This is a genomic window from Allofournierella sp. CML151 (assembly GCF_027853465.1).
Taxonomy (GTDB): domain Bacteria; phylum Bacillota; class Clostridia; order Oscillospirales; family Ruminococcaceae; genus Allofournierella.
In genome coordinates this window covers 26066-41133 of record NZ_JAPNNW010000026.1, presented here as the reverse complement: position 1 = coordinate 41133, position 15068 = coordinate 26066, and the positions used below count along the sequence as shown (strand labels likewise).

At 58.0% G+C, this 15068-nt stretch carries 12 protein-coding genes; 9 read left to right on the top strand and 3 right to left on the bottom strand.

The window, feature by feature from the left end:
- Positions 1–46: 46 nt before the first annotated feature.
- Together PH256_RS14055 and PH256_RS14050 are read right to left on the bottom strand one after the other, a co-directional pair.
- Positions 47–619, bottom strand: a complete 573-nt coding sequence (locus PH256_RS14055; protein WP_442866665.1) for a chromate transporter — start codon at positions 617–619, stop codon at positions 47–49.
- On the bottom strand, positions 619–1185 hold the full coding sequence (locus tag PH256_RS14050; protein WP_270914674.1) for a chromate transporter: 567 nt from the start codon (positions 1183–1185) through the stop codon (positions 619–621). Before PH256_RS14050 ends, PH256_RS14055 begins: the two co-directional genes overlap by 1 nt.
- 129 nt (positions 1186–1314) lie before the next feature.
- Here PH256_RS14050 and PH256_RS14045 point away from each other — a divergent pair, with 129 nt between their 5' ends.
- From PH256_RS14045 to PH256_RS14020, 6 genes are all read left to right on the top strand, one after another.
- Complete coding sequence (locus tag PH256_RS14045) at positions 1315–2205, top strand: LysR family transcriptional regulator (RefSeq protein WP_270914671.1); 891 nt, start codon at positions 1315–1317, stop codon at positions 2203–2205.
- 86 nt (positions 2206–2291) lie between these two features.
- Positions 2292–3935: an efflux RND transporter periplasmic adaptor subunit gene (locus tag PH256_RS14040; RefSeq protein ID WP_270914670.1), complete on the top strand. Its 1644-nt coding sequence runs from the start codon at positions 2292–2294 to the stop codon at positions 3933–3935.
- Positions 3932–4660, top strand: a complete 729-nt coding sequence (locus PH256_RS14035; protein ID WP_087184405.1) for an ABC transporter ATP-binding protein — start codon at positions 3932–3934, stop codon at positions 4658–4660. Before PH256_RS14040 ends, PH256_RS14035 begins: the two co-directional genes overlap by 4 nt.
- Positions 4647–5948: an ABC transporter permease gene (locus PH256_RS14030; protein WP_270914669.1), complete on the top strand. Its 1302-nt coding sequence runs from the start codon at positions 4647–4649 to the stop codon at positions 5946–5948. The genes PH256_RS14035 and PH256_RS14030 overlap by 14 nt, the downstream gene beginning before the upstream one ends.
- A 94-nt stretch (positions 5949–6042) precedes the next feature.
- Positions 6043–6744, top strand: a complete 702-nt coding sequence (locus PH256_RS14025; RefSeq protein WP_087184407.1) for a response regulator transcription factor — start codon at positions 6043–6045, stop codon at positions 6742–6744.
- Positions 6731–8311 carry a HAMP domain-containing sensor histidine kinase gene (locus PH256_RS14020; RefSeq protein ID WP_270914668.1) on the top strand — a complete coding sequence of 527 codons (1581 nt, stop codon included), beginning with the start codon at positions 6731–6733 and terminating at the stop codon, positions 8309–8311. The genes PH256_RS14025 and PH256_RS14020 overlap by 14 nt, the downstream gene beginning before the upstream one ends.
- 82 nt (positions 8312–8393) lie before the next feature.
- On the opposite strand, the gene PH256_RS14015 is transcribed toward PH256_RS14020, so the two are convergent.
- Positions 8394–9020, bottom strand: a complete 627-nt coding sequence (locus PH256_RS14015) for a TetR/AcrR family transcriptional regulator (RefSeq protein WP_270914667.1) — start codon at positions 9018–9020, stop codon at positions 8394–8396.
- 214 nt (positions 9021–9234) lie between these two features.
- Between PH256_RS14015 and PH256_RS14010 the strand changes: the two genes are divergently transcribed.
- The 3 genes from PH256_RS14010 to PH256_RS15280 are packed head-to-tail and all read left to right on the top strand — an operon-like array spanning position 9235 to position 15063.
- Positions 9235–10182, top strand: coding sequence for a flavodoxin family protein (locus PH256_RS14010; protein ID WP_270914666.1), 948 nt, complete (start codon positions 9235–9237; stop codon positions 10180–10182).
- A 22-nt stretch (positions 10183–10204) separates the two neighbouring features.
- Positions 10205–12325 (top strand): FAD-dependent oxidoreductase, encoded by a 2121-nt coding sequence (locus PH256_RS14005; protein WP_270914665.1) that lies wholly within the window; start codon positions 10205–10207, stop codon positions 12323–12325.
- The gene (locus tag PH256_RS15280; RefSeq protein WP_333766446.1) at positions 12322–15063 is read left to right on the top strand and encodes an FAD-dependent oxidoreductase; all 2742 of its coding nucleotides are present in this window, start codon (positions 12322–12324) and stop codon (positions 15061–15063) included. Before PH256_RS14005 ends, PH256_RS15280 begins: the two co-directional genes overlap by 4 nt.
- The last annotated feature ends 5 nt before the right edge of the window (positions 15064–15068 follow it).

Here is a 15068-nt window from a genome sequence, read left to right as displayed (position 1 = left end):
GGCGCAGCTTTTTGTAAGCTGCGCCTTTTTTCTATATCTTATAGTGTTATACTCCCGCAAAGGAAAACACAATCCCTGCCAGCGCGGACAATGCGATCCAAACCACCGGATGAAGCTTCTTTGTTTGTGGAATCACTCGTGTAACCAGCAGCAAGAGAACCGCTAGGATAACGGCTTTCCACTGAATGCCCGCCAGAATTCCCGCCGGGGCGGCCGTATAAAAGGTAATGGCCGCCACCGAAAGGCCGGATGCTGCAATCAGTCCGGTGGAAGCAGGCCGCAAACAGCGAAACACTGCATCCACATAACGGTTGGAGCGGAACGCCTTCAGAAACGAGGCGATGGCCAGGATAATCAGGATGGACGGCGTAACAAGCCCCAGAGTTGCCGCCAGTGCACCGGGAACGCCGCTTGTAGTGAAACCCACGTAGGTGGCTGTATTGATGCCAATCGGACCGGGGGTAGATTCCGACACCGCCACCATGTCCATCAGCTGACCTTGCGTAAACCAGCCGGTTTTATCCGCCATCTGGGAAAGAAAGGGCAGCGTGGCCAAACCACCGCCTACTGCAAACAGACCGGTTTTGAAAAACTCCCAATAGAGCCGCAGCAGCAGAATCATACCTCTCCCTCCTTTTTACTTTTGCGGGCTGCCGGGGCGAACTGCTCCAGACAAATCCCCAACACAGCAGCCACTACCACAAAGAGTACCGGGGAAAGATCAAAGAACAGCGACCCCAGCGTGACCACCGCAAAAATTGCCAGCGCCAACTTGCTTTTCACTGAGCCCTTCCACAGCTTGCAGACTGCGTTGAAAATCAGCACACAAACGCAAACACGAATACCGGCAAAAGCATTTTTTACCACCGCCAGCTCTGCGAAGGTATTGATGAAGCCGGCCAGGACGGAAATGATCACCAGCGACGGTGCCACGATTCCCAGAGTCGCCACGATGCCGCCCAGCACTCCCGCCTGCTTTTGTCCCACGAATGTGGCGGTATTCACCGCAATGATGCCGGGAGTGCATTGCCCCACCGCAAAATAGTCGGTGAGTTCTTCATCCGTAGCCCATCCTCGTTTTTCCACCACCTCGCGCTGCAGGATCGGCAGCATGGCATAGCCGCCGCCAAAAGTCAGACCGCCCACCTGCATAAAGGTAAGAAACAGCTCGCCCAGGATCTTCATGTTCCTCATCGAAAAGAAGCCTCCCTTATTTGATTTCACGGTACCATGATAGCACATTCAAAGCAATATTGAAAACATTTTATTTATGTGTTATTTATATGTTATCCATATAAATAATGAGGTGCTTTTATGGAACTGCGTCAACTTGCCTATTTTGTTGCCATTGCCCAGTCTGGAACCATCACTGCAGCCGCACAAAAACTGCACATGTCGCAGCCTCCGCTCAGTTTGCAGCTGCAAAAACTGGAGGAGGAACTGGGCTGTCCATTATTTGAACGTGACACCCGCCATCTGCGCATGACTCCGTCCGGTGAACTTTTTTACGAACGGGCACAAGGCATTCTGCAGCAATGTGCCGACCTGAAACGGGAGATGGCAGACCTTCAGGCCGGAGGCCGGGGACTGCTGCGCATCGGGTCGGTCTCCTCGCTGAACACCACTCTTTTGCCCCGCTGGGTAGCCTTGTTCCACAACAGTTACCCGCAAGTGCGGCTGGAGCTGACCGAACGGGATTCCTACCAGCTGCTGGAACTGGTTCGCAATCATCGCATCGATCTGGCTTTGGTGCGCCGCCCTTTCTCCGGCCAGGGATTGGAAATTCATCCCATTTGCAGTGAGCCCATGTGCACCGTGGGACAGGCGCATTTCTTCCAGGGCCTTTGCGGACCGATTGCCCCGTCTGCGCTGGCAAACATGCCGCTGCTGCTTTACCGGCGCTGGGAGCCTGTGCTGATGCGCTATTTCGCCGAGGTTGGTTTCGAACCCACGGTGCTCTGCTGCAGTGAAGATTCCCGCACTGCCCTGCGGCTGGCACAGGAGGGACTGGGTGTAGCATGTGCACCGCTGTCTGCTGCACGTGACCTCTGGCCCGGCGCAGAGATGCATCCCCTGCAGACAAAAGAGCTTTATAGTGAAATCTGCGCTGTAACGCTGCGAGGGCATTATACCGGAGCCGCGGCCAAAAACTTCATTGCTTTTACCCAAGAGACCCGACAGGAGTCAAATCTTTACAAATCTTAAGATTTCTTTAAAGGCCTGCTAAAGATTACTGCGATATCCTTTTTGCTGTAGAAAGCAAAACCCACACAAAAAGGAGTCGAAGCGATATGGCGATCAAGATATTCTCCCCTATTTTAAAACACAAGCGTGCGGCAGCCGCGATTCTGGTAGTGGCCATTCTGGCAGCAGGCGGCACTTTCACACTGCGGGCCCGGATCTCCGCCTCTAAAGACAATACGGAGGAAAATCTGGCCTATGCACGCACAGTGTTCCTGAAAAAAGAGGACTTGAACGAGTCCGTAAACGTTTCCGGTGTCGTACAGAGCGCACAGGTTTCCTCGGTGACCACCGGTCTGAGTAACAAGGTCACTGCACTGAACGTGAAGGTGGGCGACCAAGTGAACAAGGGCGATGTGATCTGCACGCTGGATGATGCCGACATCCGAAAAGCCATTCAAGATAAAGAAAAGGAAATCGGCGAGGAAAAGCAGCGTCTGCAGGACGCCTACAACAAAGCAGCTGCTCAGGTGGAGGAAGCCCGCCGAGCCAAGGATAACGAAAAGAAGAATCAGGATACGCTGGTAGAGGCAGCACGCGCTGCCCGGGATAAGGCGGCCAGTGCGTTAAGCGCCGTTACCCCCGCCTACGATGCGGCCAAAGCAAACTATCAGGTAATGGAACAGGCAGTGTCCGGTGCACAGAGAGAGGTGGATGCGGCAACAGACGCACGTCAGCAGGCCTATGACGCCTGGATCGCTGCGGGCGGCGCTACCGAGGGCGATGCCTACCTTGCCTATCAGAATGCAGATACAGTTCTAAATGAGAAGAATGCCGCTTTGGAAAGCGCCCGCACCCTGTACAGCTACGACAGCTATACCCAGGCATATAACACCGCCAAAGAGGCTTATGACGCAGCCGCAGCGGAACGGGATACCGCGGAAAACGCCTATAAACAGGCGGATGCGGCCCGTTTCCAGGCGTTGGACGCCTGCGACACTACCATCAACACTGCGCTCACTGCCCTGCAGGATGCGGATAAACAGCTGAAAAAAGGTGTAGACAGCAAGGCGCTGGACGATCTGAAGAAAAGCCTGGAGGACACCGTTCTGAAAGCAGAAACCAGCGGCAAGATCACCGATCTGAAGGTAAACGTGGGCAGCATCTGCAAGGGTGATGTGGCTACCATCCAGTCCACCGATCAGCTGGTGCTTTCGGTGAGCATTCCGGAATATGCCATCAACAAAGTGAAGGTAGGTATGCCCGCCACCATTACCAGCGATGCGGCCAGCGGCGCAATTCAGGGTACCGTATCCCGTATTTCCCCCACTGCCGGAAGCGGCGATGGAGAAAGCAGCGGTTCCTCGTCCGGTTTTGCGGCAGATATCGCTATCCAGACCCCGGAAAATATCTTTATCGGCAGCAAAGCCAAAGCCGAGATCATTCTGGCCTCCAAGAGCAATGTATATTCCGTGCCTCTGGACGCGGTGACGGCCGGTGATGACGGTCAGGATGTGATCTATGTCCGCCAGGGTGAAGGAACTTTCTCCCCCGTAACCGTGACCACCGGCATGAAAAACGACTATGCGATCGAGGTCAGCGGCGCTTCCCTGCAGGATGGCTTGGAGGTTCTGGCCGATGCCTCCCAGATGCCGGATACCGGCGCTCCCATGCCCATGGGCGATGCAGACAGCTCCAGTGCTGAAACCTCTGCAAGCGCTGAAAGCACTTCCACCGGGGAGGTGGCAGAATGAACCAGTCCTTCCAGGCCCCGCTGATCGAGATGCAGGGCATTGTAAAAACTTATAACGTGGGCAAGGAAAACGAGCTGGAGATTCTGCACGGCATCGACCTGACCGTATATCCCGGTGAATTTGTCGCCATCGTCGGTGAATCCGGCAGTGGCAAGTCCACTCTGATGAACATCATTGGCGTATTGGATCAGCCCACAGCGGGCAGTTACCGGCTGGACGGCGTGGACGTTCAACGGGCCAGCCGCGACGAGATGAGCGAGGTTCGCAACAAGAAGATCGGGTTTGTATTTCAGAACTTCAATCTGATCGGGCGTACTACTGCGCAGCGGAATGTGGAGCTGCCCATGCTCTACGCCGGAGTCGGTGCCCGGCAACGGGAACAGCGCGCCCGGGAACTGTTGGCTATGGTGGGCATGGAGCAGCGCCGCTTTCATCAGCCCAACGAGCTTTCCGGCGGCCAGAAACAGCGAGTGGCTATTGCCCGCAGTCTGGTAAACGACCCGGCCATCCTGCTGGCGGACGAACCCACCGGCGCGCTGGATTCCGAAACCAGCCGTCATGTGATGGATATTTTCCATACCCTGCACCGCCAGCAGGGCAAGACCATTGTTCTCATTACCCACAGCCAAGAGCTTGCCGCAGAATGTCCCCGGGTGATCACCCTGAAAGACGGCAATATCATATCTGACCAGCGAAAGGAGGCGTACGGGCATGCCAATCTTTGAAAATGTACGTCTGGCGCTTACCAGCCTGCGGGCTAATAAGCTTCGCGCATTGCTGACCATGCTGGGCATCATCATCGGCATCAGCGCGGTGATTGCCATCATTACGGTAGGCGACTCGCTTTCCGGCTCTCTGGCCGAAGAGATGTCCGGCTTTGGCGCACGGAACGTGACCCTGTCTGTAGTACAGAAGGACGACCCCTTTGCATTTGGTTCCTTTGAGGACAGTGAAGATCTGGACAAGGCACTGGAATCCTATGAATATAAGGAGCCCTCTGCCGGCGACCGCATCACCGATGCTATGCTGCAGGAGTATCAGAAAAAATTTGCCGATCAGCTGCAGGCATTGGCTGTGAACGAAAGCTTCGGCAGCATCAGTGTTGTTTCCGGCCGCCACAAGGCTTCCGGCCAGCTGATGGGCGTTTCCCCCGGACAGCAAACTCTGGACAAAATGACTTTGTTGGCCGGGCGCTTTGTTACCGACGCAGACAGCGCTAACCATCGGGCAGTTGCCGTGGTGAGTGATCGTTTTGTTACCCAGTATTTCGGCAACAAAACCACTCCGGAAGGTGCACTGGGAAAAAGCTTCAAAACTGACGTTTCCGGCATTCCCCTGCGGCTTTATATTGTGGGTGTCTACGAGTACAAACCGCCGGCAGGTCAGACTGTAACCCGGAATCTGGACACCAATATCTATATCCCGGTGGGCAGCGGCTTCCAGTTGTTGCAGCGGGACAGCGGTTATCAGACCGTAACCCTGCAGTCCCGGGAGGATGTGAACAATCAGATCTTTATGGACCGCACCCGGGAGTTCTTCAACAGCTTCTACAGCCACAATCCCAACTTCACCGTCTCGGTTTCCAGTCTGGACGATATCGTGAAATCCATGAACAAGATGACCCAGAGTGTGAAGCTTGGCATCAGCGCCATCGCGGCCATCAGCCTGCTGGTAGGCGGCATCGGCGTGATGAACATTATGATGGTTTCGGTGACAGAACGTACCCGGGAGATCGGCATTCGCATGGCTCTGGGCGCAAAGGGACGGGTGATTCTGTTTCAGTTCATCGTGGAGGCAATTATCATCTGCCTGATCGGCGGCTTGATCGGCGTAATCCTGGGCGTGGGCCTTGGCAGCGCCGGCGCCATGATGATGCACTACCCGGTCAAGCCCTCGCTCACCGCCGCGCTGGTGGCTGTGCTCTTTTCCATGGCCATCGGTGTATTCTTCGGCTACTACCCCGCCAAGCGTGCCGCCCGGCTGGACCCCATCGACGCGCTGCGGTACGAATAAGTTTTTCTTTTCACAGGCTGCTGCCTGATGTACAATAAAAGTAACGGGCCGGAGCAATGGCTCCGGCCCGATTTTTAAACGGAGGTCACGATTTATGCCGCACACCATTTTGATCGCGGAAGACGACCAGGACATCACCAATCTGGTCAAGCTGTATCTGGAAAGCAGCGGTTACCGGGTGCTCTGCGCTCCGGATGGAGCCGCTGCTCTGGAGCTGGCGCGCACCGAACTCATCGACATGGCGGTGCTGGATATCATGATGCCCCGCATGAATGGCTATGAGCTCACCCGCGAATTGCGGGCCATCAGCAATATGCCGATTCTGATTCTTTCCGCCAAGAACACCGACAACGACAAGATTCTGGGCCTGGAGCTGGGGGCGGATGACTACCTGACCAAACCCTTCAATCCGCTGGAGATCACTGCCCGGGTCAAAGCCAACCTGCGCCGTTTTTATCAGCTGAACCCTGTCTCCCCTGTTCCGTCCGGCAGCAATGTGCTTTTACTGGGGCCGCTGCGGCTGGACCTGGATGCCATGAGCCTGACCAAAAACGGCGTCCCCATCGCGCTGACTCCTACCGAATACAAGATTCTCTGCTGCCTGATGCGCTCGCCGGGGCGGATCTTCACCAAGGTCCAGCTTTACGAAGCCGTAAGTGGAGCCTATTTTGAAAGCGACGAAAACACCATGATGGTGCACATCTCCAAACTGCGGGACAAGATCGAAGATGACCCGCGGCATCCGTGCTTCATCAAAACTGTGAGAGGGTTGGGATATAAAATTGAAGCGGTGTAAACGTACTAAATCCAGTTATTTTTCGGTCCTGCTGCGCTGCTTCGGGGCCTATACCCTGTTTCTGGTAATCGCAGCAATCGCCCTGCTCTTTTGGGCACTGATGGAAAGCAGCACTACGGTAATCAGCCTTTCCGAGCGGGATCTGAGCGAATACAACGACATTCTGCAGGCAGAACAGTATGACCAGTTCCCGGTGCGCACTCTTCTGGGAAAAACCGGAAGCATTGCGGTAACGGACAATACCGGTCGGATTTTGTACGGAAAGTCCCATGAGGATATCCCCCCGGAAGCGCTGGCCTGCATCCCCCTGCAGGGGCAGTATGTCTACCCTACGGTCACTCATTGGTACGATGAACATGGCCACCAGATGACACTGGTGGCAAGCGACGGCTATTCCGGCATATTCCATCAGACGCCCGTGGTACTTGATGCTGACCATAAAATTCTATACGGATCCATTCCCGGTGTGAATACCGAGGTTTTGAGTGATGAGGCCTATGGTTACCTGACACAAACGCTGCCTCAAGGCTACTACATCTGGAAATACCCCTTCGAAAGCGCAGATGGCCAAAGCCGATGGCTGATCTTGTACGAACAGATTCTGCGCAACGAGGAATATGCTCACCTGGATATGATCTGGAGCCGTACCCTGCTTCTATTTTTGGGGCTTTATGTTCTGGTACTGCTTGCAATGGCCCTCTGGCTCAGCCGCAAGGTATGCGGTCCTCTGAAACGCTTGGAGCAGGGATTTACCGAACTGGCCCAGCAGAACGACCCGGAGCCTATTCAGTGTCGAGGACCACGGGAGTTTGAGCAGATCTGCAGCGCATTCAATCAGCTTTCCGCCCAGCTTGCTGAAAGCGAACGCCAGCGAAAAGCCCTGGAGGACAACCGACAAAAGCTGCTGGCCGACATTTCCCATGATTTGAAGACGCCGATCACGGTGATTCAGGGCTATGCAAAGGCCATTTGTGATGGGTTGATCCCTCCGGAAAAGCTGCCGGATTATCTGGACACCATCTATCAGAAGTCCAACCGGCTCACCGGGCTGATTGATACCTTCCATGAGTACAGCAAGCTGGAACACCCTCAATTCACCTTGCAGACCAAACGGCTGGATCTGTGCGAGGTGCTGCGGGAGTATCTGGCCTCCAAATACAACGAGCTGGAACTGGGAGGATTTGTGCCCGAGATTGAGATCCCGGATGAAGCCATCTGGTGCATGCTGGACAAGACCGCTTTCCTTCGGGTGCTGGAAAACATTGTGTCCAATGCCATAAAACACAATCCCTCCGGGACCGCCCTGTTTTTCCAGCTGCAATGCCGGAACGGTCAGGCTGTGCTGACCTTAGCCGACAACGGCGTGGGCATTCCGCCGGAGCTGGCCGACCGGATCTTCGACCCCTTTGTTGTGGGAGATGAATCCCGCAACACCCGGCAGGGCTCTGGCCTGGGCCTTGCCATCAGCCATAAAATTGTAACCGCACACGGCGGTACGATTCAGCTGGTGCAGCCTCCTCAGCCCGGCTATAGCACCCAGTTCCAGGTCACACTGCCGCTGGCCTGACAAACCCGCCTCTCTTTCTGTTTCTTGCAAAATAAAACCAGAGCCGCTCTGCGATGTTCGCAGGGCGGCTCTGGTTTTTCGTTTATTTCCGCGGGCTTTTCTGTGCGCTGTCCACTGTTTGGCGGAACGCGCCGAAAATGCCCTCCTTCATGTTGTTCACCATAATCTGCTGTACTTCCTCCATACTGATTTCGCTCTCGTACTGGAACCACCAGCGCACCAGCGTCATGGTATTGGAGGCAAACATCTGGGCATACAAATCCACATATCGCTCCTGCGTGCCCTGCAGCCCGCAGGAGCGCAGCTTTTCCAGAATGTTGTCGTGGATGACCTGCACCATCTCGGTGAAGACCGGCCGGTTGATGGCACCACTCCACAGCAGCGTATAGCGGGCCTTGTTTTTGTGCAGATATTGCAGCGCCCGCTCAAAATTCTTCTGGTACACCAGGCTGTGGATGTTCTGTGACGAGGCCTCCACAAAGGCCACATCCATCTGGCGGCGAAACTCCTGCAGCGTACGGGCCAGGTACTGGTCCATCAGGTCGTATTTATCCTGATAATACTTATAAAAGGTGGACCGGTTGATCAGTGCCTGCTGGCACAGCTGGTCCACCGTGAGCTTTTGCAGGGGTGTTTGCTCCAGGCATTCCAGCAGCGCACGGTCAATCTGTGCCAAGGTTTTGACCACGCGCAAATCCGTTTTATTCATGAACGATCCGACCTCTTTCTTTGGCTTTTTTCGAGATAAGCAACACCCCGCAGGCGTTTGTTGGATAAGCAGCAAAGCCTCGGGTTTTAATGGTATTCAAGCGAAAAAATCGCTGTTAAAATAATCGCAAAGATGCTGTGCAACTGTTTTCAGTATAGCATATTTTCGTTTTTTTGCCATCCTGTGTTTGAGAGAGAAAGGAGAACAACGACCAATGAGTATCAAAGTAATGGGTATCACCGCCGGCCGCAAAAACGGCAACAGTGAGATTCTGCTGAAGGAAGCCCTCACTGCCTGCGAGGAGGCCGGCGCTGAGGTGATCATGATCAACCTGCGGGATTTCAACATCCTGGACTGCACCGGCTGCACCGCCTGCACCAAGGCCATGTCTCAGGGCAAATACGTAGGCTGCACCCTGGATGCCAAAGACGACAAAAAGAAGATTATGGACGTAATGCTCGCCCAGGACGCGGTGATTTTTTCGGTACCCACCTACGACCTGATGCCCGCTTCCGCTTACCTGACCTTTGCTCACCGCAGCCTGAGCTACGAAACCTCCTTCCTGGAAACCATCGGCGCCATTGAGCACCGCGACCGTGTGGTGGGTCTGATCTCGGTGGGCGGTTCCACCCGCGCCTGGCAGTCCATGGCGCTGGAAGGCCTGCAGGCCACCATGTTCACCACCGATATGAAGGTTGTTGATATGGTCCTGGCCACCCGCGTTCCCGCTCCCGCTCAGTGCCTGCTGGATGATGAGCTGATGGCCCGCGCCCGCCTGCTGGGTGAGCACATCATGCAGGCTGCCGCCACTCCCGCTGAGGAGCGCAAGTGGCTGGGCGAGGAAGACATGGGCTGGTGCCCCAACTGCCACTGCAACGCTCTGGTGCTGGGCGAAAAGCAGTGGGACGGCCTGCACTATCCCATCGAGTGCCAGGTGTGCGGCGCGGGCGGCACCCTGGAGCAGGCCGAGGACGGCAAGTGGAAGTTTGTGATCCAGGAGGACGGCCTGCTGAAGGACCGCACCACCGTGGCCGGACGCGCCAAGCATTTGGAAGAGATTGCCCAGACTCAGGGCGGCTTCTTCTCCGACCCTGCCAAAATCCAGCTGGTACAGCAGCGCAAGCAGAAGTACGTGGAAAAGAAATTCAAGGGCATTGACTGAGCCCTGGAAAGGAGCGCCAAACATGAGCGTTACGATCGAGATTGACGGCAGACAGCTGACCGTGCCCGAGAGCATGAATCTGCTGGAAGCTGCCCTGCAGAACGGGATCTATATTCCCCATCTGTGCCACCACCCCGATCTGCCGGACCTGGGCTCCTGCCGGTTGTGCATCGTTGAGGTGGAGGAGATGGAGGGCGTGCAGCCCTCCTGCAAGCTGAAGGCAACCGAGGGCATGAAGGTCACCACCGACAGCCCCCGCATCCACGACCTGCGCAAGCTGGCCATGGAGCTGCTGCTGGCTGCCCATCCGGAGGATTGCTCCACCTGCCCAAAATACGGCCGGTGCGAGCTGCAGACCCTGATTCAGTACATGGGTGTTTCCGCCACCCGCATGAGCACCCGCATCAAGGGCTTCGCTCAGAACGACAAAAACCCGCTGCTCATCCACGACATGAACCGCTGCGTGCTGTGCGGCCGCTGTGTGCGGGCCTGCGGCGATCTGCGGGGCGTGGGTGTGCTGCAGTACAACAAAAAAGAGCTGGAAACCTATGTGGGCACCCTGCACGACAAGCTGCTCACCGACGCGGATTGCCGCTTCTGCGGCGCCTGCGCCGAGGTCTGTCCCACCGGCACCATCCGGGATCTGGTGGAGTTCACCCCTGTGGAGAAAAAGGATACCCTGATTCCCTGCCAGGCCACCTGCCCGGCCCACACCGATGTGCCCCGCTATGTGCGTCTGGCCAAGGAAGGCCGCTGGGAAAAGGCTCTGGCCGTAGTTCACGAGCGACTGCCCTTCCCGGAGTGCCTGGGCCGCGTGTGCGCTCACCCTTGCGAGAGCAACTGCCGCCGCGGTGAGGTGAACGAGCCGGTTTCCATCCGGAACATCAAGCGCTACGCTGCCGAGCATGCGGGCGGAGAACTGTGGAAGAAGAACAGTAAGCATCTGCCCGCCACCGGTAAGCGGGTCTGTGTGGTGGGCGGTGGTCCTGCCGGTATGACCGCTGCTTATTACCTGGCCAAGCAGGGCCACAGCGTGACCCTGAAGGAGGCCTACCCCACCCTGGGTGGCCAGATGGCCTACGGCATCCCCTCCTACCGTCTGCCCCGCGAGGTGGTGGCCAAGGAAGCCGCCTACCTGACCGATGCAGGCGTTTCGGTGGAGACCGGCTGCCGCGTGAGCGATTTCAAGGCACTGGCCGCGGAATATGACGCCGTGCTGCTGGCTCTGGGCACCCACCAAGGTGTTCGCCTGCCCATGGAGGGCAGCGAGCTGCCGGGCGTGCTGCTGAACAGCGATTTCCTGCGGGATGCTTCCATGGGCGTGGAGACCGGCATGGGCAAGCGGGTCATCGTGCTGGGCGGCGGCAACGTTGCCTTTGACTGCGCCCGCACTGCCCGCCGCCTGGGCGCCGAGGAAATTCACCTGGCCTGCCTGGAAGCCCGGGAGAAGATGACCGCCGACGAGGAGGAAATCGAACAGGCCCAGGAGGAGGGCATTCAGATTCATCCCGCCCACACCTTCGAGGCCATTCTGGGCCCGGACCGGGTTTCCGGCGTGCGGTTCTGCAATGTAAAATCCTTCACCTTTGATGAAAACCGCCGCGCGGTGATCGAAAAGGAAGAAAACTCCGAGCATGTGATCGAAGCCGACACCGTGATCTTCGCGGTAGGCCAGCGTACCCAGATCAGTCCCGAAGCGGGCCTGGAGCTGGGCCGCGGCAATTCCATCGCCGTGCAGCCCGGCAGCCTGCGCACCAGCGTGCCCGGCATCTACGCCTGCGGCGATGCGGTATACGGTACCCGCACTGTGATTCAGGCGGTTGCCGCCGGTCGTGACGCTGCCAGTGAGATTGACAAGGCCCTGGGCGGCAGCGGCGACATCTCCGAGGTGCTTGCTCCGGTGGAGATGCCCGATGCCTTCCTGGGCCGCATCGAGGGCTTCGGCCATCAGACCCGCCAGCCCGAGGTTGTACGTGAGGCGGCGCTGCGCGAGAACAACTTCGACGCGGTAAGCTTCGGTCTGGCCGATGACGGCGTGCGCCAGGAGGCCGGTCGTTGCCTGCAGTGTGACCTGCGGTTCACCATTACCCCGCCCCGCATCTGGAGCGATTACGATCAGAACGGAAAGGAGGCACAGCAATGAGCCTGCTGATGAACAACACCGATGCTTTGGTTCAGCTGCGCGGCTGCGACCGCGCCCGGCTGGAAGAGCTGTTCGGCACCATGGCCCCGGTATCCGGCCGGGTGGTGGGCGCACTGTACAATGCGGACACCGAAGGCATGAAGAACATGCTGCTGCACACCAATCCCGCCGGTGTGGTGGCCGGTTTGAAGATTGCCGCCCTGCTCACCGGAGCCTCCGGCGCAGAGCTGGTGGTTCGCTGTGAGGTGGACCGCCAGACTCTGCTGGCCAACGCGGGCACGGTGGATCTGCCGCTGGAAATCACCCAGGCTGCGCTGGTGAACAAGGCGCTGCACAAGACCGACCTGTTTTTGGATCTGGAGCAGCTGGCCGCCATGGCCGACCGGCTGACCGGTGCACAGCCCGGCCTCCTCGTGGCCGTGGGTGATGCCACTCCCACTGAGTTACCTGCTGATACCCTGTTGACTGAGATTGTTCCCGCCGGCAAGGGCTTGCTGGTCGATCATCGGTTCTATTCCACCCAGCAGCTGGAGGGCATGACGCTGTCCAGCCTTGCCAGCCGCAGCGGCGTGCTGCGCCCCATGACCGACCGGGACTGCCCGGTGGACCTGGCCAAAAAGGAGATGCTCACCCTGCGCCGCCAGAGCTGCGGCAAGTGCACCTTCTGCCGGGAGGGCCTGTATCAGCTGAATGAAATTTTCGAGCGCATTTCGCTGGGTCGCGCAAAGGCCGGTGATCTGGACCTGGCGGAGGAGATCGGCCAGGCGATGACCGTTTCCTGCAACTGCACACTGGGCGAGGAGGCCGCTCTGCCTGCCCTCAGCGCAATGGATGCCTTTGCCGCCGAAACCCAGGCTCACGTGCGCCGCAAGGAATGTGCCGCCAATGCCTGCCTGGCGCTGACCCAGTTCTATGTGGACCCTCAGCTGTGCAATGGCTGCGGCAAGTGCCTGCCCGCCTGCCCCAAGCAGTGCATCGAGGGCGGCGAGGGACTGGTGGCCGTGATCGACAGCTTCGACTGCAGCCGGTGCGGCGAATGTCTGACCGTCTGCGAACAGCAGGCCATCAAGCGCACCAGCGGCCGCCTGCCCAAGCTGCCCTCCTCCCCCGTTCCCGTGAAGGGCGCGGCTCCCGCCGCACAGGCGGAAAGCGAGTCCGCTCCTCTGCCTGCCGCCGCCAAGCGCAAGCGGGTGTTCGCCCGCTCCGCCAAGCCCCAGGCCGCCCCGGTGGAAACCCCGGCGGCTCCCGTCAACCAACCCAAACATATTGAGGTGAATATCATGAAAACCATCGAAACTGATATCGTCATCGTGGCCGGCGGCCCCGCCGGTCTGGCCGCTGCCATCGCCGCGGGCGAGCAGGGTATGAAGACTGTGATCCTGGAGAAATCCAGCGCCACCGGCGGCGCTGCCAACATGGGCATGGGCCCCCTTGGCATCGACACCAAGATCCAGAAGGCCGCCTTCAACAACCTGGGCGTGGACAAGGCCATTCAGATGCACATGGAATACACCCACTACCGGGCGGACGAGGATCTGGTGCAGGCTTACTTCCACAAGAGTGCCGACACCATTGAATGGCTGGAGGAGATGGGCGTGGAATTCGCCGGCGCCTTCCGCTACTTCAAGGAATCCGAAGCCACCTGGCACATTGTCAAGCCGGAAAACGGCGTGATCGGTCCCCGTGCCGCCAGCGCCATGGTAAAGGCCATGACCCAGCGCGCCAAGGAGCTGGGCTGCGAGATCCTGCTGGAGACCGCTGCCACCTCCCTGATCACCGAAGAGGGTAAGGTCTGCGGCGCTGTGGCCGTGGACAAGGACGGCAACGGCCTGGAAGTGCGCGGCAAGGCTGTGATTGTGGCCACCGGCGGCTTCGGTAACAACCCCGAGATGATCGAGAAGGAATTCGGCCTGCACATCGGTCAGGACTACTTCCCCTTCCGCATTCCCGGCATCACCGGCGACGGTCTGAAGATGATGTGGGAAGTGGGCGCAGAGAAGTTCGGCGCCAACATCGAAGCCATCTACCAGCTGCCCGATAACCTGAACTGGTTCCTGCTGGACGCCGTGCTGCGTCAGCCCAACCTGATGGTAAACCAGCTGGGCGAGCGCTTCATGAACGAGGGTTACCTGGGCAACACCACCTATGCGGGCAACGCCCTGGCTCTGCAGCCCGGCAACTACGGCTACTGCATCATGGATGAGGGCATTCTGAAGGAGTACAAGAAGAATGGCCCTGACATCGTGGACATCGTGCATCCCGCCGAGGCCTTCCTGGCCTTCGAGGGTCAGGCCGCACAGGCTGTGGAGCAAGGCTACGAGGCTTACTTCGAGGCAACCACTGTGCGCGAGCTGGCCGAGAAGCTGGGCATTGACCCGGATGTGCTGCAGAACACCATCGACGAGTACAACGCTATGTGCCGCTGCGGCGTGGACAGCAAGTTCCATAAGTCCCAGAAGTACCTGCACCCCATCACCGGCAAGGGCAAGTACCTGGTGGGCAAATATTACCTGGGCGCCTACGGCACCGTGGGCGGCGTGCGTATCAACCGGTACTGCGAGGTTCTGGACAAGAACCACATGCCCATCGAGGGCCTGTACAGCGCCGGTTCCGACGCCAACACCATCTACGGCGACAGCTACAACTTCACCCTGCCCGGCAACTCCATGGGCTTCGCGGTGAACACCGGCCGTATGGCGGGCGAAAGTGCTGCCCAGTACATTGCCGACTGCCAGTAACCGGA